Annotated in this window: 25 protein-coding genes and 1 other RNA gene; 5 read left to right on the top strand and 21 right to left on the bottom strand. The window is 28.8% G+C overall.

Going from position 1 to position 23214, the window contains the following annotated elements; translation table 11 throughout:
- The first annotated feature begins 296 nt into the window (after window positions 1-296).
- The gene (locus IC218_RS00230; protein WP_227823620.1) at window positions 297-1202 is read left to right on the top strand and encodes a selenium metabolism-associated LysR family transcriptional regulator; all 906 of its coding nucleotides are present in this window, start codon (window positions 297-299) and stop codon (window positions 1200-1202) included.
- Between the two features lie 177 nt (window positions 1203-1379).
- On the opposite strand, the gene IC218_RS00225 is transcribed toward IC218_RS00230, so the two are convergent.
- The 3 genes from IC218_RS00225 to IC218_RS00215 are packed head-to-tail and all read right to left on the bottom strand — an operon-like array spanning window position 1380 to window position 4476.
- A complete protein-coding gene (locus IC218_RS00225) occupies window positions 1380-2774 on the bottom strand; it encodes an aminopeptidase (protein WP_227823619.1) in 1395 nt (464 codons plus the stop codon).
- A 19-nt stretch (window positions 2775-2793) separates the two neighbouring features.
- Window positions 2794-3003, bottom strand: a complete 210-nt coding sequence (locus tag IC218_RS00220; protein ID WP_227482170.1) for a DUF896 domain-containing protein — start codon at window positions 3001-3003, stop codon at window positions 2794-2796.
- A gap of 27 nt (window positions 3004-3030) precedes the next feature.
- Window positions 3031-4476, bottom strand: a complete 1446-nt coding sequence (locus tag IC218_RS00215) for a PLP-dependent aminotransferase family protein (protein WP_227434036.1) — start codon at window positions 4474-4476, stop codon at window positions 3031-3033.
- A 109-nt stretch (window positions 4477-4585) separates the two neighbouring features.
- On the opposite strand from IC218_RS00215, the gene IC218_RS00210 reads away from it, so the two are divergent.
- Both IC218_RS00210 and IC218_RS00205 read left to right on the top strand, forming a co-directional pair.
- A complete protein-coding gene (locus tag IC218_RS00210; protein ID WP_227823618.1) occupies window positions 4586-5380 on the top strand; it encodes a histidinol-phosphatase HisJ family protein in 795 nt (264 codons plus the stop codon).
- A gap of 51 nt (window positions 5381-5431) precedes the next feature.
- Window positions 5432-6754: a polysaccharide biosynthesis protein gene (locus IC218_RS00205; RefSeq protein ID WP_227823617.1), complete on the top strand. Its 1323-nt coding sequence runs from the start codon at window positions 5432-5434 to the stop codon at window positions 6752-6754.
- Window positions 6755-6855: 101 nt separating this feature from the next.
- Here the strand turns inward: IC218_RS00205 and IC218_RS00200 are convergent, their stop codons facing one another.
- The 3 genes from IC218_RS00200 to IC218_RS00190 all read right to left on the bottom strand — a co-directional run bounded on the left by IC218_RS00200 (window position 6856) and on the right by IC218_RS00190 (window position 9431).
- Window positions 6856-8061, bottom strand: coding sequence for a hypothetical protein (locus IC218_RS00200; RefSeq protein WP_227482168.1), 1206 nt, complete (start codon window positions 8059-8061; stop codon window positions 6856-6858).
- Window positions 8062-8245: 184 nt separating this feature from the next.
- Window positions 8246-8426: non-coding RNA, 6S RNA (gene ssrS / locus IC218_RS00195), on the bottom strand.
- A 117-nt stretch (window positions 8427-8543) separates the two neighbouring features.
- On the bottom strand, window positions 8544-9431 hold the full coding sequence (locus IC218_RS00190) for a hypothetical protein (RefSeq protein WP_227823616.1): 888 nt from the start codon (window positions 9429-9431) through the stop codon (window positions 8544-8546).
- Between the two features lie 211 nt (window positions 9432-9642).
- Between IC218_RS00190 and IC218_RS00185 the strand changes: the two genes are divergently transcribed.
- The gene (locus tag IC218_RS00185) at window positions 9643-10044 is read left to right on the top strand and encodes a hypothetical protein (RefSeq protein WP_227434031.1); all 402 of its coding nucleotides are present in this window, start codon (window positions 9643-9645) and stop codon (window positions 10042-10044) included.
- 122 nt (window positions 10045-10166) lie between these two features.
- Here IC218_RS00185 and ccpA read toward each other — a convergent pair whose 3' ends face one another.
- From ccpA to IC218_RS00160, 5 genes are all read right to left on the bottom strand, one after another.
- Entirely contained in the window at window positions 10167-11189 is a 1023-nt protein-coding gene (ccpA, locus tag IC218_RS00180) for a LacI family transcriptional regulator CcpA (protein WP_413927175.1), read from the bottom strand.
- A 247-nt stretch (window positions 11190-11436) separates the two neighbouring features.
- A complete protein-coding gene (locus IC218_RS00175; RefSeq protein WP_227434029.1) occupies window positions 11437-11643 on the bottom strand; it encodes a hypothetical protein in 207 nt (68 codons plus the stop codon).
- Between the two features lie 33 nt (window positions 11644-11676).
- Entirely contained in the window at window positions 11677-11856 is a 180-nt protein-coding gene (locus IC218_RS00170) for a hypothetical protein (RefSeq protein WP_227434028.1), read from the bottom strand.
- 182 nt (window positions 11857-12038) lie between these two features.
- A complete protein-coding gene (locus IC218_RS00165; RefSeq protein WP_227434027.1) occupies window positions 12039-12245 on the bottom strand; it encodes a hypothetical protein in 207 nt (68 codons plus the stop codon).
- Window positions 12246-12292: 47 nt separating this feature from the next.
- Window positions 12293-12718, bottom strand: a complete 426-nt coding sequence (locus tag IC218_RS00160; RefSeq protein WP_227434026.1) for a hypothetical protein — start codon at window positions 12716-12718, stop codon at window positions 12293-12295.
- A gap of 171 nt (window positions 12719-12889) precedes the next feature.
- Here IC218_RS00160 and acpP point away from each other — a divergent pair, with 171 nt between their 5' ends.
- Window positions 12890-13117, top strand: a complete 228-nt coding sequence (gene acpP / locus IC218_RS00155; protein WP_227434025.1) for an acyl carrier protein — start codon at window positions 12890-12892, stop codon at window positions 13115-13117.
- A 161-nt stretch (window positions 13118-13278) separates the two neighbouring features.
- Here acpP and IC218_RS00150 read toward each other — a convergent pair whose 3' ends face one another.
- From IC218_RS00150 to IC218_RS00105, 10 genes are all read right to left on the bottom strand, one after another.
- Window positions 13279-14283, bottom strand: coding sequence for a nucleoid-associated protein (locus tag IC218_RS00150; RefSeq protein ID WP_227434024.1), 1005 nt, complete (start codon window positions 14281-14283; stop codon window positions 13279-13281).
- A 14-nt stretch (window positions 14284-14297) separates the two neighbouring features.
- Window positions 14298-15200, bottom strand: coding sequence for an RluA family pseudouridine synthase (locus IC218_RS00145; RefSeq protein ID WP_227823615.1), 903 nt, complete (start codon window positions 15198-15200; stop codon window positions 14298-14300).
- Between the two features lie 178 nt (window positions 15201-15378).
- On the bottom strand, window positions 15379-16554 hold the full coding sequence (locus tag IC218_RS00140) for an acetyl-CoA C-acetyltransferase (RefSeq protein ID WP_227434022.1): 1176 nt from the start codon (window positions 16552-16554) through the stop codon (window positions 15379-15381).
- Window positions 16555-16645: 91 nt separating this feature from the next.
- The gene (locus tag IC218_RS00135; RefSeq protein ID WP_227482163.1) at window positions 16646-17491 is read right to left on the bottom strand and encodes a 3-hydroxybutyryl-CoA dehydrogenase; all 846 of its coding nucleotides are present in this window, start codon (window positions 17489-17491) and stop codon (window positions 16646-16648) included.
- Between the two features lie 100 nt (window positions 17492-17591).
- Entirely contained in the window at window positions 17592-18389 is a 798-nt protein-coding gene (locus tag IC218_RS00130; protein ID WP_227434020.1) for an enoyl-CoA hydratase-related protein, read from the bottom strand.
- An 18-nt stretch (window positions 18390-18407) separates the two neighbouring features.
- Window positions 18408-19418 carry an electron transfer flavoprotein subunit alpha/FixB family protein gene (locus tag IC218_RS00125; protein WP_227434019.1) on the bottom strand — a complete coding sequence of 337 codons (1011 nt, stop codon included), beginning with the start codon at window positions 19416-19418 and terminating at the stop codon, window positions 18408-18410.
- 17 nt (window positions 19419-19435) lie between these two features.
- A complete protein-coding gene (locus tag IC218_RS00120) occupies window positions 19436-20218 on the bottom strand; it encodes an electron transfer flavoprotein subunit beta/FixA family protein (RefSeq protein WP_227434018.1) in 783 nt (260 codons plus the stop codon).
- A gap of 56 nt (window positions 20219-20274) precedes the next feature.
- Window positions 20275-21411, bottom strand: a complete 1137-nt coding sequence (locus IC218_RS00115; protein ID WP_227434017.1) for an acyl-CoA dehydrogenase — start codon at window positions 21409-21411, stop codon at window positions 20275-20277.
- Window positions 21412-22106: 695 nt separating this feature from the next.
- Window positions 22107-22574, bottom strand: coding sequence for a YbaK/EbsC family protein (locus IC218_RS00110; RefSeq protein ID WP_227434016.1), 468 nt, complete (start codon window positions 22572-22574; stop codon window positions 22107-22109).
- Window positions 22575-22659: 85 nt separating this feature from the next.
- Window positions 22660-23202: a hypothetical protein gene (locus tag IC218_RS00105; RefSeq protein WP_227434015.1), complete on the bottom strand. Its 543-nt coding sequence runs from the start codon at window positions 23200-23202 to the stop codon at window positions 22660-22662.
- Window positions 23203-23214 lie beyond the last annotated feature (12 nt).

The raw sequence follows: 23214 nt of genomic DNA, 5'->3' as shown, positions 1-23214 counted from the left end.
TCAATAATTACGTTTATTATTTTATAAAATAATTATATAATATTTATTTAAATTTAATAAGATTAAGAAGCTATCTGTAATTTTTTTGTAACAAAACACATTTTAAAGTTGAATTTTGAAAATTCAATTTACAAGATACTTGTGGTAAATATCCTTATAACATTATACCAAATTATTCCTAAACAATCAAAAACTCCATAAACATTTTAAGGTTTTCTATTTCAAAAAATCACCTTTAACTATTAATTTATCAAATATGTTATAATAGTTTTAGATAATTTAAGGAGGATTAAATAATGGATTTTAAACAACTTGAAGTATTTGTTGCTGTTGCAAAACATCAAAGTTTTTCAAAAGCTGCAAGAGAACTTTTTTTAACTCAACCTACTGTAAGTGCACACATACAAAATTTAGAAAGAGAGTTAGAAACTGTACTTATAAACAGAAGCAACAAAGTTATTACACTCACAAAATCTGGTGAAATTCTTTATGAGCATGCCATATATATATTAAATAACTGCAAGCGTGCAATTTATGATATAAAAGAATATTCAGGTAAAATAGAAGGTATTATAGATATAGCATGTAGTTCTATACCTGAAACTTATATTCTACCTGATTTTATGAAGAATTTTTCTATGAGTTATCCAGATGTAAAATTTTCCATAAGCCATTATGATTCTCAATATGCTATATCAGAAATTTTAAATGAACGGATAAGCTTTGGATTAGTTGGTTCTAAAATTAACAATCCTCAAATCGAATATCTAGACTTATTAGATGATGAACTTGTACTTATTACTTCTTCAGATTTTAAAATTGATAACAATAACAATTACATTGATATAGAAGAATTGGCTTCTGTCAATTTTATTATGAGAAAAGAAGGCTCTGGTACTAGAAACTTAATACTAAACACCCTTAGCAAAAATAACTTTCCGGTAAACAAATTAAATGTAATAGCTCATGTAGAATCAAATGAAGCCATTAAAGAAATGGTTAGATTAGGCCTTGGTGTATCTTTTATATCATATATTTCAGCTATTGATTATCTAAATGCAGGCAAAATAAAATGCTACAAAGTAAAAGATGTTGATTTTACAAGAAAATTTTTCTTTATTTATTCTAAAAAGAAAACTTTTTCTCCATTGGAAGATAAATTTCTAAACAGACTATGTGAGTACTTTGAAATCATAATATAATAATTTTAATACACGACACTCAAATTTAAATTATAAGCTGTTAAATAATAAATAGAGTAGTATTATACTATGTTCATTTAATTAATGAGCATAGTATAATACTACTCTATTTGCTTATTACTTATTACTTATTACTTATTACTTATTACTTATTACTTATACTATTGTATATTAAACTTATAAATTTATATTAAAAAACGATTTATATCCTTTGTACATTTCATATATATCTACTTTAGAAACAATCTCATGCGGTGCATGCATATTTAAAACACCAACACCACAATCTATAACCTCTGCACCTTGATTTGCTAAGATATAGGCTATTGTTCCACCTCCACCTTGGTCCACTTTACCAAGTTCAGCAGTTTGCCATACTACATTACCCTCGTTAAAAATTCTTTTTACTTCTGATATAAACTCAGCATTAGCATCATTACATCCACTCTTACCTCTCGAACCAGTATACTTATTTAAAACTATTCCATTTCCCATATATGCAGAGTTTCTTTTTTCATATGCCTCATCAAAATTTGGGTCATATCCAGCTGCAACATCAGCTGATAATACTTTACTATTTGCTAAAGCTCTTCTTACCTTAATATCACAGTAATCGCCTTCTAAAGCTATTAACTCAGCCACAGTATTTTCAAAAAACTTTGAATGCATACCTGTATTTCCTTGGGAGCCAACTTCTTCTTTGTCTACACATAATGTAACTGAAGTAAATTCTGGTTGTCTAGTCTCTAGTATAGCTTTTACAGCAGCATATGAACATACTCTATCATCATGACCATATCCTAATACCATTGACCTATCAAACCCCAAATCTCTTGCCTTCCCAGCTGGAACTACTTCAATCTCAGCGCTTAATAAATCTTCTTCAACTATACTATATTTTTCATTTAAAATTTTTAATATATTTGCTGTTATAGGTTCTTTTTCTTCGCCATCCAAAGGCATATTTCCAATTAATACATTTAAAGCTTCACCACTGATTCCTTCTGACAATTTCTTTTGCATTTGGTTTCCAGCTAAATGAACTAATAGGTCAGTTACACAAAACACTGGGTCACTGTCTTCTTCACCAATAGATACATCCACCTTTGTACCATCATTTAATATAACTACTCCATGTAAAGCAAGAGGAATAGCTGTCCATTGATATTTTTTAATTCCTCCATAGTAGTGAGTCTTAAAAAAACCTAGATTAGCTTCTTGATACAATGGGTTTGGTTTTAAATCTAATCTTGGAGAATCTATATGACTACCTATAATCTTCATACCTTTTTCTATATAGTTTTTACCTATTACAAAAAGTGCCACTGCTTTTTCTTTATTTATAGCATAAATCTTGTCCCCATGACTTACACTTCCATTTTCCATAGCTTCATCTATTGAAATATAACCATTTTCTTTAGCCAATTTTATAATTTCTTTTACTGAAAGTCTTTCAGTTTTTGATTTACTTAAAAAATCCATATAATTGCGAGCATATTCCATAACCTGTTTAATAGCATTCTCTTTTTTTTCAATTTCCCATGCATTCTTAAATTTATGCTTTAAGTCCATGTTTTCCTCCTATTAAGTTTTAATTTTTATTATTTTTCATATATTGTTCATATTCTTCTGGTGAGACTACTTTAACACTATCAAGTCTTGATTTAAAATGAGCTCTAAAATTTTCTAAATATTCCTTTCTTAAAATCTCCCTTTCTTTGATTTCATCATCAGAAAGAGCTCCCTCTTTATTTTTCTTTGCTAATTCATTAATCCTATCTAATTTCTTCTTGTCAAACATTTTTTCCTCCTAAAAAACTTCTATTTATTAATAAAATAATTTATTACTTTTTATATCTAACTTATTTTTATATTCACAGAAAAACTCTTCTATATTATCACTTATTATAGATATTCCCTTTTCTAACTCTTCCATACTTGGACGAGCTATATTTATTCTAAAAAATCTATCATCCACTAGATTATCAAAAAAATAAGTCCCTGGAAGCATGGATACTCCTTTATTTAACATAAAACTTGTAAAGCTTTGTGATGTATACCCTCTTGGCAATTCTAAAAAAAAGTTTATACCTCCACAAGATTTTCTAACTTTTAATTTACCACTCAATTTATCATTAATCAAGTTTTTTGCTAACTTGTACTTATCAGTATATATCTTCTCTATATGACTTAGATAATTCTTCCAATTGAAATTCTCCATATAGTAATACATTGATTTTTGAATAAGACCTGGTGTTGATATGTCTGATGAATATTTAGCCCACAAAACTTTTTTTAATAATTCATTTGGCATTTCTACAATTCCTATTCTTAAGCCTGGCATAAGTATTTTTGAAAAACTCTTTATATATACTACCCTATTTTTATCATCATAGCTCCTGACTGTCCTATTATCCTCTGAATCAAATATAAAATCACTGATAAAATCATCTTCAATTATATAAAAATCATGCTCTTCTGCCAATTCTATTAGCTTCTTTTTTTTATATGTAGAATAAGATATACCTGTTGGATTTTGAAAATTAGGCATAATATATATAAGTCTTGGTTTTATTTTTTCCAATTTTAATTTTAAAATACCTATATCAATTCCATCATCTAACATAGGTATAGATATTATTTTTGCACCTCTACTTTTAAATACTTCAATTGCTCCATTGTAAGAGGGTTCTTCCATAAAAACAACATCAGAATAACTTATAAGCCCTTTACAAACTATATCTATACCTTGCTGTGCTCCTGAGATTATTTGAATGTTTTCTTTAGTAGTATTTATATTTTCATCACTTAAATACTCTACCATCTTTTCTCTTAACTCCTCAGAGCCTAGCCCTTCATCGTAATCAAATATTGAACTTCCATCTTTAGATAATGCCATGTTTACAGCATTTTTAAATGAATCTATAGGAAACATATCATTAGATGGATTTCCATTATCGAAATGAATTAAATCATCTCTTTGTCTAATATTCTTGTTTTTCCCTTTATCTATACCATTTTTATAAGAATTTGAATTTGATACAAAAGTTCCACTTCCTATAATTTTATATACATATCCTTCATTTTCCAAAAGCTCATATACTTTAACTATAGTAGTATTATTTACATGTAAATAATCTGATAACTTTCTTATTGGTGGAAGTTTTTCATGCTCAACTAGTTCTTTGTTTATTATTAACTGCTTTATATGATTAAATATTTGTATATATTTAGTTGACTTCCTTTCACTTAAATCTATTTTGTATTTTTCCACATTTATCACCGCTTATTGTTTTTATATTTTATTGATGCCTTAGCATATATTTGATATTATTTAGTATGTATATATAATACCAAAATTTTTATAAAAAGGGGAAATATTTATGTTTTACGACTATCACATGCACTCAAGTTTCTCTACTGATGGAAAATCTACAATGGAAGAAATGATAAAAAAATCTATAGACCTTGGTATAAATAAAATTTGTTTCACAGACCATGTCGATTATGATGTTTATGCGGATGATTCTTTTTCGATTGTTTACGAAGATTATTTTAAAAGTCTAGAAACTCTTAAAAATAGATATAAAGATAAAATATCAATAAAAAAAGGGATTGAATTTGGAGTTCAAACTCAATTAATAGATACATATAGAAAAGAAGCTCATCAATATCCATTAGATTTTATAATATGCTCTATTCATGCTATAGATACAATGGATTTATACCTTGGTAGCTATTTTGAAGGTAAGACTCAACATGAGGTCTATGAGAACTACTACCTTTATTTGTATAATATTGTTAAAAACTACAAGGATTACTCTGTTTTAGGTCATTTAGATTTAATTAAAAGATATGCACCTTATGATACCATCCTAGATGACAGACTATTTTCAGATATAATTGAAGAAACTCTCAAGCAAGCTATCTATGATGGTAAAGGTATCGAAATAAACACATCTTGCTACAGATACAACCTGCCAGATTTAACTCCATCTAGATATATCCTTCAGATGTATAAAGATTTAGGAGGAGAAATCATAACTACAGGCTCAGATTCACATCATGTAAGTCAAGTTGCATATGAATTTGATTACATATATTCATTACTAAAAAACATGGGATTTAAGTATGTATCTAAATTTAATAAAATGAAACCAGAATTTATAAAATTATAAATTTTTACACCTCCTTATGAATATATTTAAAAGATAAGGAGGTGATTTTTTTTGAAAGTACCTTATTTAGTACTATCAACAGTTATTTTATTTATGTCTAACTTTGTCGTAAGAATATTTGGATTTTTATATAAAATATTCTTATCAAGAGCTTTAGGCGAAACAGGTCTAGGTATATATCATATGATTTTTAACTTTTTAATGATTTGTTTAGCTGTTACAACAACTGGAATACCTACTGCACTTAGTTGTCTAGTTGCAAAAAGAAAAGCTTTAAATGATAAGCACAACACTAATGCTTTGTTTATATCAACTTTATACATATCATTTTTTGTAGCATTAATTATATCTATAGTTGCATCTTTCAATAGTTCTTTTTTATCACTTAAGTTTCTAAAAGACCCTAAATTGAACTTATTTATACTAGCAGTTTGTCCTGCCATAGTTATAATAACACTTTCAAATGTACTTAGGGGGTATTACTACGGCATAAAGAACGTAAAAGTTCCTGCTATTGGACAAATTATTGAACAGATGGGTAAAATTCTATTTGTTTTTTTACTCGTTATGTATGTAAATGATAAGTCTATGAATTGTTATATTGCTCTTTTAGGTATATCTATTGGTGAATTGAGTAATATCATATTTATGCTCATATGTTTATGTCGAGATTCTTCATTTGACAATAAATATATTATAAGTATAAAAGATTTTTATACTTCCTCTATGGAAACATTGAAAATGTCCATACCTATAACTTGCAATAGAATGTCAAATATACTTTTACAATCTATTAGCTCTATGATGATACCATCAAGATTAGCATTATCAGGCATGACTTATCAACAATCATTAAGTATGTATGGTGTCGTCAGCGGGATGGTAATGCCATTTATATTTTTACCATTTACTGTTGGCTCAGCACTTATTGTAAATTTGATACCTACTATATCACAAGAAATGGCCTTAAGAAAACGTAAAAGTGTCCTAAAAAAAATAAAGTATTCTGTAATCCTAACTTTATTTGTAGGTATACTATCATCAGTGTTTTTTTATTTCTTTGGAAAAGATTTATGTATACTAGTATTTAAAAATAAACTTGCTGGAGAATATTTAAAAGCTATGTTTTTAGTACCACTATTTATGTCACTAAATCAAACGCTATCTGGTATTTTACATTCAATAAGAAAAGAATTAGCTTCAAGTATAAACACTATCATTGGTATGTTAATTCAGCTAGTAGCTCTATATGTATTTCTTCCTATTCCAGGACTTAATATTTATGCATACATATACACAATGACAATAGTATCAATATTTACTTGTTTATTACATACTATAGTACTTTTTAAATCTATAAAATCTATACATTAGTTATAAATAACGTGAAGGCTACCAATGTAAATCATCTACTATTGGTAGCCTTCCTTAAATGATTTTTATTTATAATTTAAACTGTCTATATATCTACCTATCTATCTGTGGCAACCTGAATTTCCACTTCCATGATTAGGTCCACATTGCGAAAAATCACATACTTTAGAGAAAGTATCAACAAGTCTTGGTTGGATTGGGTTTGGTGATGCTAAAACTACTATTTGTTCACTTATTAATGTGCTAACTGTTTCTTGTAAGCAAAGTACTAAATCTATATCATTTGGTATAATTAATTCATACATAGGTTCACAACATTCATTACATTCTAATTTTAATATAGATTTTCCTATACAATCTACAGTTAAGTTAGTTTGGTATTCTTGTCTTAAAGTGACAGCTCTTCCGTCAGCTGGCAAGCATATTGGTGCTGAAAGTGTGTTAAAAGTAAATTCTACAAAATCAACTCTTCTCTTACATCCACCTCCTGCTCTAACTGCTGGGAAAGCTAATGCAACGAATTCTGTACATCCACATCTACCTCTTAGTTCTAATACTAGATTACGAACTGCTACAGTTAAGCCTCTTTGTTTATAAGCTACTGATTTGCCTTTTCCTTGTCTACAACATTCAGCGTTTCTTTCTCCACATACTGCATATTCAAAAGTTGTTTCACAGTTTCTTCCTATTATATCTCCTAATGGATCTAAATCGAAATCTTCTAAAGTTGTCATTCCTGTGTCTATAACTATTCCATCATTACTTAAGCATATTTTATCTATAGTTACACTTGCTCTACCTGCACTTGGAACTGAACCAAATACTTCTACTACTTCTGTTTCAAAAGTTAATGGTTCTCCATTTGGTCCAGTTGCATCTGTAAATGTTTGGAATTGCATAGTATCAAAAATTCTATTAGCTTCTATTGCAAATGGAACTGCATTTGCTACAGAAAAGTTTCTTGGAGATATAGGATTACAGCAGTTTGGTCCACATTTGTTTTCAAAACATTCATCTGAATCCATTTGGCATGGTTCACAATCACATTTACAATTATCATGGCATCCACAATTGTCATCACATGGATTAGGTTTGCATGGATTAGGTTTACATGGATTGCATGGATTAGGTTTACAATCATCATGACAATCACAATTATTATCATTGTTACATCCATTATGATGATGTGATTTTTTGAATCCTCTCATCTCATCTGAACTTATTTCATCTGTATACACTTCTTCTTCATTCATTGTAGACATTGGCTGATTTAGCATTCTTCTTTTATTTTTTTTGTAATCTTGCATTTTTCATTGCCCTCCCTGTAAGCGATTCTTATTAAGTCTTCGGCTTTTTATAGCCTAATTAATACTATGCACTTATAATCCTAATTGTTACTTAGCTTTTTAAATTTCTCAATAATTAGGTATATTTGGTAGAAAAATGCATTTTAATAAAAAAAAGTACTACTATTTAAAATAGTAGCACTTTTTTTGTCCCGAAACACCGGTGGCTAAGTAAATTCACACCCTAGGCACTCCCAGGTGGGTGACTTGCCAGTAACCTTTAACGTCCAAACTAAACAGGCATGTTATAATTTACTAGACACGGTCTCCCGTATTTCATTTGTAGGTTGAATTTAAAAAAGCCTTATCGTATGTTTCAGGATTTCATATTATTATTATATAATAAATTTTGAATTTTTTAAAGTGGTTTTATATAGTAATTAAGATAATCTTATTCTAGTATTACTTTTTCTTCCTTTTCTCTTTATGTATTTAGTTAATTATTACTTTCTCTTAGCTTTACTTCTAGTATTTTTTTCATTACGATTATGTTCATGCTTTTGTTCATTAACATCATACAATTCTTCATCATATACTATATTTTCATCATTTTCTGCATACTCATGGTCTGTTTCTTCATCTTCTGTTAATTCTTCTTCATTATCATCTATCTCATCTTCATAATTTAATTCTTCATCTTCATATGTTGACTCTTCATCTTCTTCATTACTATCTTCATATTCATCCTCATCATCATTATTACTATCATCACCTCTTAAAAGATTTCCTAGCAGTTTAAGATTATTCATGCTACCTAGATTATTTATATTTGCCAAAGAACTTAAACTAAATCCACCTTCACCAAAATCATCAGGCAAAAACAATTCTGCAAATAAATCTATCTTTTTTTTCATTCCTATAGCCTTTTCAACAGAATTTTTTCTCTTTTCTGGAAATACATCTATAATTTCTTTTATCATCATATTTTTTTTGTCTTCACTATCCATTTTTCTAAAAAAATCTGTTTCCTCTTCAACATCTACCACATCTATATTGTTAAGTTTCTTTATGCCTCTAACTAAGTCTAAAATACTTTCTATTTTTACTAGTATTTTCCTTTCATCTCTTGACATGTATTTTTTAGTTCTTGTTATTATTTCCATTCCCATTTCTAGGTCTTCTTCACTCAAATCCATAAGTCTTAGACCTCTTTTTATATCATTTGCATCAAACCTTAAAGTTTCATGTATAGCTTTTGATAATTTCTCATTTGAATTTTTTTTGTTTTTTCTGGCTCTATTATTTTTCTTTGATTTATCTTTATCATCAAATATAGAGATATTACCATTACTCAATGCAATCACTCCAATCAAAAATAGTAAGTTATTCAAGACAATTCCCCCTTATATTATATAATTGCCCTATATTAAAGTATGTTTTTCATATTTTAATGTTCCATTTTTAAAGCTCAGTGCATATATATTATCTATAAGAATTTTTATTTATATTATATATCACTCACAATTCACCACTTCAATATTATTTCTATATATAAATAGTATGAATATAATTCAATATATATTTATAGAAAGGGGTTTTTTTATGAAAAAAATAGATACAGATTCATTAGAAAAGATGGCTAAGCAAAAAAATATTGACAAGGATAAGATAGAAAAGATTGCTGATAATTACAAAGGGAAATCAGAAAGTGAACTTATGGAGGAACTTATAAAGATAGGTAAGAACCTAGATGGAAGAGAGGAAGTAGTATCAAAATTCAAAGCATTTTTAGATGACAATCAACGTAAAAAATTAGATACTATAATGGATAAAATATCAGATGCAGAGACTCAAAGAGATACTAAACCTGCTAAAACTAAAAAGACTAAGCAACCAACTAAAGGTAAATCAAATACACCTGCACCAAAAAATACACCAAATAATCAACAAAAAAAATCTAAGAGTATATTTAAGAAAACTAAAAAATCCAACCCTCATGAATAAACAAAAATAAACTACTTTTAAGGCTTAAAGTTATTATTTTTAACTAAAATATTTTAATTGCATATTATTTAAACTAAAAATCAGGTAGTGTTTTAAACACTACCTGATTGACTTTAATAACTTTATTTCTTTCTCTCTATAACACTTTCTCTATCAACAATTTGATAAGGTAATTCTATTTTCTTGTTTTCAATTAATTCTTTATTGATTAATTTAATAACCATTCTTATTGCTACTGCTCCCATATCATATAAAGGCTGATAAACTGTAGTAAGCTTAGGCCTATACATCTTAGCTATCTTAACATCATTAAATCCTGCAACTGATATGTCTTCTGGAACCTTATATCCAGCATCACAGATAGCATTTATAGCTCCTATAGCAGCCTCATCACCCGTAACAAAGGCTGCATGAGGTATTATTTCTTCATCTAATAATTCTTTCATACTATGGTATCCACTTTCATAATCAGTTCCACCATATTTGATTAAACTCTTGTCCAACTCTATATTATTACTTGAAAGTGCTTCTTCGTAGCCTGAAAGTCTTTCCATTTCTAAAACAGTATCATCTTTACTTGTCATTATAAAAGCTATCTTTTCATGACCTTTCTTTATAAGATGTTCTGTCATATCAAAAGTAGCTTCTTTATTACTAGTGCTCACTGTGTATATATCATAATTTCTAGCAGTTTTACTTATATATGTTGCTGGTATACCACAATTTTGTATATAGTTGATATGCTCTTGTTCAACTACCCATGAAATCATAACTATACCTTCTACTTGTTTTGCTCTTAATAGATTTATACTCTTTAACTCTTGTTCTTTATCAGAGTATGTATTAGCTAAAAGAATATCATAATCATACATTTTAGCAACTTCTTCTATTCCATTTAATATCTCATTAACAAAAGAATCTGAAACTTCTGGAACTATTACCCCTATTAATTGACTCTTTTTAGTTACTAAGCTTCTTGCAAGTGGATTTGGGATATATCCAGTTTCTTTTATAACCTCTAAAACTTTTTGTTTGACTTCATCAGTCACAGGTTTTGAATCATTTATAACTCTAGATACTGTAGATATTGACACGCCTGCTTGTTTAGCAACATCTTTTATCGTTATATTACTTTTCATTTTCATCCTCCTAATTTTGCTAAATTTATCTAAATCTGAACCAAATTTATACAGGTTCTTATTTTAACTATATTTATATAAGTTCTTATTTTACCATAAAAGCAAGTACATTTAAATACATTATATTTTATATTATACCCTATATTCAACAATTTTAATAATATTCATTCTTAATTTAAATTACATTAAAAAATAAAATAAAAAAATGCTGGTATAAAACATACCAGCATTTTTTCACTTTAACAGTTTAGTTTTAGCAGCCGCAGCCACAACCATCATCACCATCAAAGAATCCACCACATGAACAAGTTATTAATAATAGTATTAAGAATGGTATCCATGACATTATATCGATATCTCTCCAACAATCTTCAAAAGCTAAGAATAGGAAGAATAATACGATTATCCACCATCCTCCCCCACCAAAACATCCATCGTTTCCAAAAAATCTATCTAACATAATAAACTCCTCCTTTTTTAATAATTACTACTCTTATTCTAAGCATCCACTACAGCAGCAAAGTATTAATAAAACTATTAGGAATGGAATCCATGCCATTATGTCAAATTCTGCCCAGCTCTCTCCAAAAGCTAAAAATAGGAAGAATAGTACGATTATCCACCATCCTCCTCCACCAAAACATCCATCTTCTCCAAAGAATCTATCTAACATTCCACGTTACCTCCTGTTGATATTTTGTTGAGCTTTTCGCTCCTAACATATACTATGCATTTGGTTTCCATTTTGCTAATGTATTTTTATTATTTTTTTAAAATTTTTTTATCTTAACTAAAAAAGGCAAAACCATAACTTGTATAAGTTACTGGCTCTGCCTATTTAATAATCAATATTTTTTAGCAACAACAACCATCATCGAAGTTAAATAACAACAATACTATTAATATAACCCATATCCATATATTGTCATCGCATAATAAGTCTTCTAAAATGTCTGTACATAATAATAAGAATACTATAACTATTATTATCAACATTTTATTACTAAAAAATCCTTCGCATCCTCCAAAGAAACGTTCCATATTGTCTTCTAATTTTGTCATAACTAATCCTCCTTGAATCATTAAGAGACTAACTTTTGTCTCTTTAATTAAATATATGTAGTAATAGACAGATAAGTTACTTCTAAAAAGTTTTTATTGATTAATTTATTTATTTCTTTTTCTCCCAGTTTATTATATCTATCAACTTCATCTAAATAATCCTTTTTTTCTTCTGATATAGTATAAATTAAACTTTCTATTGATTTTACTTTGTATTCTTTATATCTTTCTATCAAGAAGGATGTTTTTGAATTTTCTATGCCTTTCTTTACATGCATTAATCTTGATATATAATCGTCCTTTTCATTAGATACATAGCTTTCCTTCTCTGCTACATCTTCAAGAATTAAATTGGTTTCCATTACATAGTCCTCTATTCGTTGCATATCTAAAGTTATTGAATTATAATAAAAATTTACTGCTATAAGTAAAAATATTCCTACAGATGTTAGTAATAAGCCTACATATTTCATAGCATTTCCTCCTAAGTTATATTTGTTATCAATAAAGTTTATTCATCAAATAAGACTTTATTACTACCTTTATAAAATTTTATTTTTTTTTACTAATTGCATATTGAAAAATTTTTGATATTATATTAAACTAACATTAAAATTAATTAAAACTGCTGTAGGAGGCTTAAAATGTTTGAAAAAATAAAAGAAATAATAGCAGAACAATTAGGGTTAGACAATTTAGATGAAATAACTATGGAAGCATCTTTAATGGAAGATTTAGAAGCTGATTCATTAGATGCTGTTGAGATTATAATGGCTCTTGAAGATGAATTTGGTATAGAAATACCAGATGAGGAAGCTGAAAACTTTAAATGTATTGGTGATATATGTAAATATATCGAAGAAAATAAATAACATCATTTTGTCTACAAATATAAATAGTCTGTGTCTACTTCTACTTAATATTTCTATTAGAAGTTTACACAGACTAATCTACATTTTATTTATAACTATATTAACTATACATTTCTTCTAACTTAATTTATATCCAATCCTATAAATTACTCAAATTAAGATTACTTTTCTTCATAAAATGTTACATTCTTTATTACTATATCTATAGTTCCATCTTGATTTTGCTTTACAGTATATTTCATTGGGTCTTCAAAATCAGTTAGGTTCCCTTTTATATCAAAGCCATTATCAGTTTTTATACTTCTCTTTTTGAGCTTTTTCTCAACCCATTTTTTATCTATGCTAAAACCTTCATCAAGACCTTTTTCTTCCATATGCTCTTTAAAACTACCTTTTAATTCTTCATCCTTAATTGAATTATCAACAAAATCATTTATATCAATTTCATGTTTTTCTTTTAATGTATAATTTAATATACTTCTTACATCTTCTGCTTGTTTTATATCATTACTAAGAGCATTAGTTATCCAATTTTCGGCTGTATTTTTAAATACTTTTGTCTTATACTTATCATCATCTATTTTTTTAGCATGCAAAAATTCTGTTACAAACTTTGATTCTGAACCCTCTTTTTCTGCATCTTTGTCTAAGAGTCTTAGATGAAACTCATCATTCATTCCACTTAATCCAATTAAAGCTCCTTGTTTTTGTCTTAAAGTTTCTGGAATACCAATTTCATTTGATACCATTTGAATATTAAATTTATCATCTACAAACTCAATTGAATGAGTATACAATTTTTTATAATCTAATTTCAATATAGCAACACTCTTTTCATCTTTTACAGTATACAAGCAAATTGCCAAATCACAAGATTCTAATGCTGCATTAATCTTCATAACATCAAACAGATAAGATGCTATTTCTTTAGAGTTTTTTAAAAATGAACTTTCATCATATATTATTTGTTCACAACAATTTTTAATTAAATTGTCATTATAATCTTTAAAAATCCCTTTTCTTAAATCTTCATCCTTTGAAATTCTCTTTATTGCTTTTTGAAAAAATCCATCTACTTCTTGATTAACTTTACCTTCAAAATCATTTAATATTGGAACATCACTATTCTTATCCAAAACATGTATTATAAATTTATGTATTATCATATATATCACCCCATCTATCTTAATTTCGATATTAACTCTTGCATATCCTTTGGTACATCTGTTTTAAATTTTAAAATTTCTTTTGTTCTTGGTTGTTCAAACTCTAAGCTATATGCATGAAGAGCTTGCCTATTTATAAGATTTCCATCTATATAACCATATAACTCATCACCTATTATTCCATGACCTATATGATCCATATGAACCCTTATTTGATGTGTTCTACCAGTTTCTAGCTTTACTTCTAGTACAGTTGCATTTTTTAATCTTTCTACTACTTTATAATGAGTAACAGATGCTTGCCCTCTTTCATCTATTACTCTCTTTATTGAATCCTCTTCAGGTCTATAAATTGGTTCATTTATAGTTCCCTCATCTTCATCTATAATCCCATTCACTACTGTTATATATGTTTTTTCAACTTTGTTTTCACTCATTGATGTAGACAAAGTATGGTGGGCATAAGCATTTTTTGCTACTATAACAAGTCCTGAAGTGTTCATATCAAGTCTATTTACAAATCGTATTTTTACATTTTCTTTATGCTTCTCTATATAATAACTAATACCATTTGCTATTGTATTATCATAGTGACTTTTAGTTGGATGAACTACCATAAATGGTGGCTTATTTACCATAATTATATCAAAATCATCATATATTATTTGTAAATTTAAATCTTGTGGCTCAAAATTTGCTTTTTCTTCTTCTATTTTTACCTCTATTAAATCCCCACGAGACACTTTTAAACTTGGCTTTTTATATACACCATTTACTAATACACTTTTTTCTCTTTTCATTTTTGATAGTGACCTAACCGAAAAATTTAGCTTGTCCAGCAAAACTTCTTTTAGAGTCATTTCTTCTTCATTTGTATAGGATATAAGATTATATTTTTGATTTTCTTTTTTAAACAAACTTTTACCTACTTTCTTTTATATCTTCAAAACCATGATATTATATATTTTACACTATTTTTGTTTAATAGATAATAATTATTTTTTAACCATAAAAACCTGTAAGAATAACAAATAGTTACTCTTACAGGTTAAGTTCATGGTTAAATGTTTAATTTTTAAAAATTATAATCTAAAACTATCTTTTAACTATTAAAGTAGTTCCCATTCCACCACCTATACAAAGTGTAGCTAAACCAGTTTTAGCATCTCTTCTCTTCATTTCATATAAAAGTGTAGTAAGTATTCTTGCTCCTGAGCATCCTATTGGATGTCCTATAGCTATTGCTCCACCGTTAACATTAACTTTAGCCATATCTATGTTTAAATCTTTTACTACGGCTATAGATTGAGCAGCAAATGCTTCATTAGCTTCAACTAAATCTATATCTTCAATAGTCATATTAGCAGCTTCTAAAGCTTTTTTAGTTGCTGGAACTGGTCCATAACCCATTATTGTAGGGTCAACACCAGCTGTTCCATAAGAAACTATAGTTGCAAGAGGTTCTATTCCTAATTCTTCAGCTTTTTCTTTAGCCATTACTACTAACATAGCAGCACCATCATTGATTCCTGATGCATTACCAGCAGTAACTGTTCCATCTTTTTTAAATGCAGGTCTTAATTTAGCAAGTTTTTCTATTGTAGTACCAGGTTTAATATACTCATCTTTGTCTACTACAGTGTCACCTTTTCTTCCTTTTATAACCACTGGAACTATTTCTTCGTCAAATTTTCCTTCAGCTTGAGCTTTTTCAGCTTTATTTTGACTTGCAAGGGCTAATTCATCTTGTTCTTCTCTAGTTATATTCCATTGCTCTGCTATATTTTCAGCAGTTATACCCATGTGATAGTTATTGAATATGTCTGATAATCCATCTTTTATCATTGAATCAACAAAAGCAGTATCACCCATTCTTGCACCATATCTAGCACTTGGTACTAAATAAGGAGACATACTCATGTTTTCAGCTCCACCAACTAGCATTATATCAGCGTCCCCTAATGCTATAAGTTGAGATGCCATTGAAACAGATCTTAATCCAGAACCACAAACTATATTTATAGTCATAGCTGGTTTTTCTACTGGTATTCCTGCACCTAATGCTATTTGTCTTGCTATATTTTGACCAAGACCTGCTGTAAGTACTCCTCCTAAAAGTGATTCATCTATCATATCTGGAGTTATATTAGCTCTTTTTATAGCTTCTTTAGCTGCTGTTATACCTAAGTCTACTGCTGAAACTGATTTAAATGCTCCTCCAAAACTTCCTACTGCTGTTCTAGCTGCACTGGCAATTACTACTTCTCTCATATTCATTACCCCCATTAAATTAGATTTTTATCAGATTTTTGAGATTGTTTTTTTTTAGACAATATCAGTTAAATTTTTTAGATTTCAGTTCTTATTTATTATAATCATAGAATCCTATTTTAGTTTTTCTTCCTAATTGATTAGCTCTAACCATTTTAGCTAAAAGTGGATGAGGTCTATATTTAGTGTCTCCAAATTCAGTGTATAAAACATTCATTATAGCTAAAACAACATCTAATCCTATTAAATCACCTAATGCTAAAGGTCCCATTGGATGGTTTGCACCTAGTTTCATAGCTTCATCTATTTCTTCTTTACTTGCAACGCCATCTGCATATATACCAACAGCTTCATTTATCATAGGTATAAGTATTCTGTTTACTACAAATCCAGGAGATTCAGATACATCTACTGGTACTTTATTGATACTCTTAGATAATTCAAATACTGTATCAAAAGTAACTTTTGATGTTAATTGACCGCTTATAACTTCAACTAATTTCATCATAGGAACTGGATTGAAGAAATGCATTCCTATAACTTTATCTGCTCTATTAGTAGAAGAAGCTATTTCTGTTATAGATAATGATGAAGTATTTGTTGCTAAAATAGTATCGTCTTTACATAACTCATCTAATAATTTAAAAACATCTTTCTTTATGTTCATATCTTCTACAGATGCTTCTATTATTAAGTCCATGTCTTTCAAATCTTCATAGTTAGTAGTTGAACTAACATGACTTAATATTTCTGCTTTTGTAGCTTCGTCCATTTTTCCTTTAGTAACCAATTTAGTTAAATTTTTATCTAATAAGCCTAAACATTTATCTATAGCACCTTGAGTTCTACTCTTTAAACATACATCATGACCACAACTTGCAAAAGTTTGTACAATACCACTTCCCATAGTTCCACTACCTATTACAGCTAATTTCATAGTTATAACCTCCTGTTATTTTAGTATTTATATTCTGTTAACTAGATTAAAGTATTTATTCAATCTAGTTAACAGCAAATATATTTTTAATTAGATTGGTTTATCCTTTTATAAAGTTAGCTTCTCTTTTTTCAATAAAAGCTGACATTCCTTCTTTTTGGTCTTTAGTTGAAAAACAAAGTCCAAAGAAATTAGATTCTATATCTATTCCAGTATCTATATCAGTTTGAGCACCAAGTTGTATAGCTTCTTTAGAGTATCTAACTGCAAGTTGAGCATTTTTAGCTATTGTTTTAGCTAGTTTTTCAACTTCTTCCATTAAAGCTTCTGGCTCGACAACTTTATTTACTAGCCCTATTTTTTCAGCTTCATCAGCTTTTATAACTTGACCTGTAAAGATTAATTCTTTTGCTTTTGCCAGTCCAACCAGTCTTGTAAGTCTTTGAGTTCCTCCATACCCTGGAGTTATTCCAAGAGTTACTTCTGGTTGCCCAAATTTAGCTTTAGCAGATGCAATTCTTATATCACAAGCCATTGCTAGTTCGCATCCTCCACCTAAAGCAAATCCATTTACAGCTGCTATTATTACTTTTTTACTATCTTCTATTTCTCTAAAAGCTTTAGCTCCTAGAAGACTAAAATCTTTAGCAGCTACAGCATCTAAATCTTTCATATATGCAATATCTGCTCCAGCTACAAATGCTTTTCCTTCCCCTGTCAGTATTACTACATCAATAGTTTCATCATTATTAATATCAGCAAATACTTCATAAAGTTCTTCTAAAGTTTTTGAATTTATTGCATTAAGGGCTTTAGGTCTATTCATTTTCACTGTACATATATTTTCATTTACTTCAACAGCTATATTCTCATAAACTTTAACATCGCTTGTACTCATAATACCCTCCCCAAGAAATTAGTTAGCTAAAACTTCACCTTTTTCTTTTGCAACACTTAATTGACTTATAAGTTCTGGAAGTACTTTGTGAACATCTCCAACTATACCAACATCAGCATATTTAAATATTGGAGCTTCTGGATTTTTGTTTATAGCAACTATAAACTCAGCATCTTCCATACCAGCTATATGTTGTATTGCTCCAGATATACCACATGCTATATAAAGGTCTGGTCTTACAGTTTTACCAGTTTGACCAACTTGTCTTGCTTTATCTAACCATCCTGCATCTATAGTTGCACGAGAACCAGAAACTTCTCCACCTATAACTTCAGCTAATTCATAAAGTATATCTAAATTTTCTTTTCCGCCCATTCCACGTCCAGCAGAAACTAATATTTTAGCATCTTCTATTTTAACTTGTTTTTTAGCTTCTTTTATTATTTCTACAACTTGAACTAATTTGTCAGCCTCAGTAAATTCTACTTTAAAACGATTAATTACAGCTTCTCTAGTTTCATCAACTTCATTTTTCTTCATAACGCCTGGTCTAACTGTAGACATTTGAGGTCTGAAATCTTTACAAACTATTGTTGCCATTATATTTCCACCAAAAGCAGGTCTTGTCATTAACAATAATTTTGTATCTTCAGCTACTGCAAGTCCTGTACAGTCAGCAGTAAGTCCTGTATGTACTCTAGCAGATACTCTAGGTGCTAAATCTCTACCTATTGAAGTTGCTCCAAATAATACAACTATTGGGTCCGCTGCTTTTATTGCTTCATATGCAGCCTTTGTATATGGTTCAGTTGTATACACTGCTAAAGCTTCATCATCTACTACTATTACTTCATCAGCTCCATAATGTGCTAATGTATCTATTAAATCTTCTACCTTACTACCTAAAAGTAATGCAGAAACTTTTGTATCATAATCTTTGGCTATTTCTGTTGCCTTTCCTAATAATTCTAAAGAAACAGTTTGAATTACATTTTCTCTTTGTTCTATTACTACTAAAACATTACCCATTCTTTATCCCCCCTTAATTATATGATATATTTTTCTTTTAATTTATCTATAATAATTCCAGCAGATGCTTTTGCATCTTCGTTGTATATTGTACCAGCTGGTTTAACTGATTTCGTAAATGATTTAAATACGCTAGTTGGAGAACCTTTTAGACCTAAGTTAGAAGGGTCAACTTCTATATCTTTTACAGTCCAAGTTTCTACTACATCATTTTCAAAAGAATCATATATTCTTCCAACCTTCATGTATCTTGGTGTGTTCATATCTTTAAGAGTTGTTATAAGGCATGGCATTTTAACTTTTAAGTCATGACAACAATCTTCAAATTGTCTTTTTACTAAAACATATTCGCCTTCAGTTTTTATTTCTTCAGCATATGTTATTGATGGAAGTTTTAAATGTTCAGCTATTTGAGGTCCAACTTGTGCAGTATCACCATCTATAGCCTGTCTTCCAGCTATTATAATATCAAAATCTATATTTTTTAATGCTCCTGCTAATGCTGATGAAGTTGCCCAAGTATCAGCACCTGCAAAGGCTCTATCTGTTAATAATATTCCTCTATCTGCACCCATTGCTAAAGCTTCTTTTAAAGCCATATCTGCTTGAGGAGGTCCCATTGTTATTACAGTTACATGAGCTCCCATTTCTTCTTTTAATCTTATCGCTTCTTCTAAACCTGCTTTATCATCAGGGTTTATTATACTTGGTACTCCATCTCTAATTAAAGTACCTGTATTAGGATCTAGTTTAACTTCTGTTGTATCTGGAACTTGTTTTATACAAACGACTATCTTCATAAATCCTTCCTCCATATCTATTTTAATATCGACCTATTGTGTATATTTTAATATCTCTATTTTAATAATTTTCCTGAAATAACCATTCTTTGAACTTCACTAGTTCCTTCATATATTTCAGTTATCTTAGCATCTCTCATCATTCTTTCTACTGGATAATCACGAGTGTATCCATATCCACCATGAAGTTGTACAGCTTTTGTAGTAACTTCCATTGCTGTTTCTGCTGCAAATAATTTTGCCATTGCTGCTTCTACTCCATAAGGTTTTCCTAAGTCTTTATTTATAGCTGCTTGATATACAAGATGTCTAGCCGCTTGTATTCTAACTTCCATATCAGCTAATTGGAATTGTGTATTTTGGAATTTTGATAGTGGTCTACCAAACTGTACTCTTTCTTTTACATATTTAACTGTTTCATCAAGAGCACCTTGTGCTAAACCTAAAGCTTGTGCTGCAATACCAATTCTACCACCATCAAGAGTAGACATTGCTATCTTAAATCCTTGGCCTTCTTTTCCAAGTAAATTTTCTTTAGGTATTCTACAATCTTCAAATATTAATTCACTAGTAGCTGAACCTCTTATACCCATTTTCTTTTCTTTAACACCAAAGCTAAATCCAGGAGTTCCTTTTTCAACTATAAATGCTGAAATTCCTCTATTACCTTTAGATTTATCAGTCATTGCCATTACTACATATATGTCACCAGCTATTGCATTTGTTATAAATATTTTTGAGCCATTAAGTATGTATTCATCTCCATCTAAAACAGCAGTAGTTTGTTGTCCAGACGCATCTGTACCAGCATTAGGTTCAGTAAGACCAAATGCTCCTAATTTTTCACCACTTGCTAATGGTCTTAAGAATTTTTGTTTTTGTTCTTCATTACCATATTGATATATAGGCCATGAACCAAGAGATGTATGAGCTGATAATATAACTCCTGTAGTTCCACAAACTCTAGACAATTCTTCAACAGCCATTATATAACCTACAGTGTCTCCACCTTCTCCACCATACTCTTTTGGATACGGTATACCCATCATTCCTGCCTTTGCCATTTTTTCCACTGTTTCATAAGGAAATCTTTCTTCTTCATCAAGCTCTGTTGCTAAAGGTTTAACTTCATTTTCAGCGAAGCTTACATATAACTCTTTAAGCATCTGATATTTTTTAGAATTTAAATCCATAATAGCCTCCTCAGTATTTTATAAATATTTTATTTTCATTTATTAATTAAAATCTCGGCAACATCTATAATAAAGTATTTGAGTATACGTCGAGAAATTTATAACCTTAATTAAAGTCCGCCCTATATTTATATGCAATTATATTAACCGATTATGACATTAATTTAATTATAAATTGTTAATTTAAAGTCAACTGTTCTTAAAAAAAATCTCGCTTTTTGGAATTTTGTGAAATTTCAAGCTAGAATAAGACTTCTCTCACAATGGTTATAGATAAAATAATTTGTTTATGATGTTCATTCTAGGGTATATCAATAGTAAATGTTATGTATATTAGTATTTCAACCCATATATAAATTTTTTCTATCATATCAAAATTATTTTAATAGAGCTAAATAATCATATTTTTTCGTGATTATTTTTGTTTTTTAAATATCTTACATTTATAATAGTATCACTCAAAGGATAATTTTTCAATAATTTCTAATTATTTTTTTAACAATATTTACTACATTTTTTCCATTTTTTTGTCATTTTTTTATTATTTTGAAGAAAAATCAGAATTTTTTAACTTTTTTTTGGATTATTAGTTTAAATTAGATTTTTCTCTTAGATTTATAAATATTTTCCACATAAAAATATCCCCACACAGACTGTATACAGGGATATTTTTTTACTAATTTTCATTATATTTTTTACCAATTTTTACAAACATCTACCCATTTCTCACACTTAGAAAATTTCTCCATTTCATCACATGTAAGTTCTATTGCTGAATTACTGCTACCACATGCAGGAAATACTGTATCAAATCTCTTCATTGAATCATCTAGATATACTTTTAAAGGATTTTTTAAACCAAATGGACAAACACCACCAATAGCATGTCCAGTAAAATCTAGAACTTCTTCTGGTGCTAACATTTTAGCTTTACAACTAAACTCATCCTTGTATTTTTTATTATCAATCTTAGCATCTCCAGCTGTAACAATTAAAATTGCATCCTCTCCTATTTTAAATGAAAGAGTCTTAGCGATTCTAGCTGGAATAACTCCTGCTGCTTCTGCCGCAAGTTCTACAGTAGCACTAGATTGTTCAAACTCTAGTATGCTATCTTCCCTTCCAAATTCTTTAAAATACTCTCTTACATTGCTTATTGACATTGAACACCCTCCTAGCCTGAATATTTATAAATTTCATACTATTTTAATTATATATGCAATAACTTTATTTTTCAATTTTTTCAAATTACTCCATAACATTAGAATTCCATACATCATTATTTTTTCTAACTACTAGATATAAACCTTTTGCGATAGGCATTTCCACAGTAAATTCGCCCTTATATTCTACACTCATACCAGAGTCATTAAAATACCTGTAGTCAAAGTTTAACCCCTTTGGAATCACAAAATCGACATAACCTTGATTATTCGACTTTATCCCATAGTTTAAGGTTTTTTCAGTTATAGAATTTTTTTCATTAAACAAATCTATATTTACATAATAAGAGCATTTATTCTCTCCTTTTTTACTCTCAATACAATTCTCAAATCTCATTTTTGCACTGTTTAATCTATATCTGTATTTACTATTATTACTTATTTTGAATCTTATAACAGTACCAATTTCTTCGCTTCTTCTGCTATCAAAATCAAAAACAATTTCCTCTAAATGATTTATTTCATAATCTTTGACACTTACCATATCTCTATATGCTAATTTATTTATAGCTATGAATAGTGTAAAAACTCCCAAAATAAAAATTGAAACTTTTATAAACTTATTCATTTCTAATCTCCT

Source organism: Clostridioides sp. ES-S-0005-03, from assembly GCF_020658455.1.
Classification (GTDB): Bacteria; Bacillota; Clostridia; order Peptostreptococcales; family Peptostreptococcaceae; genus Clostridioides.
This window is presented reverse-complemented; position numbering and strand designations above follow the sequence as displayed.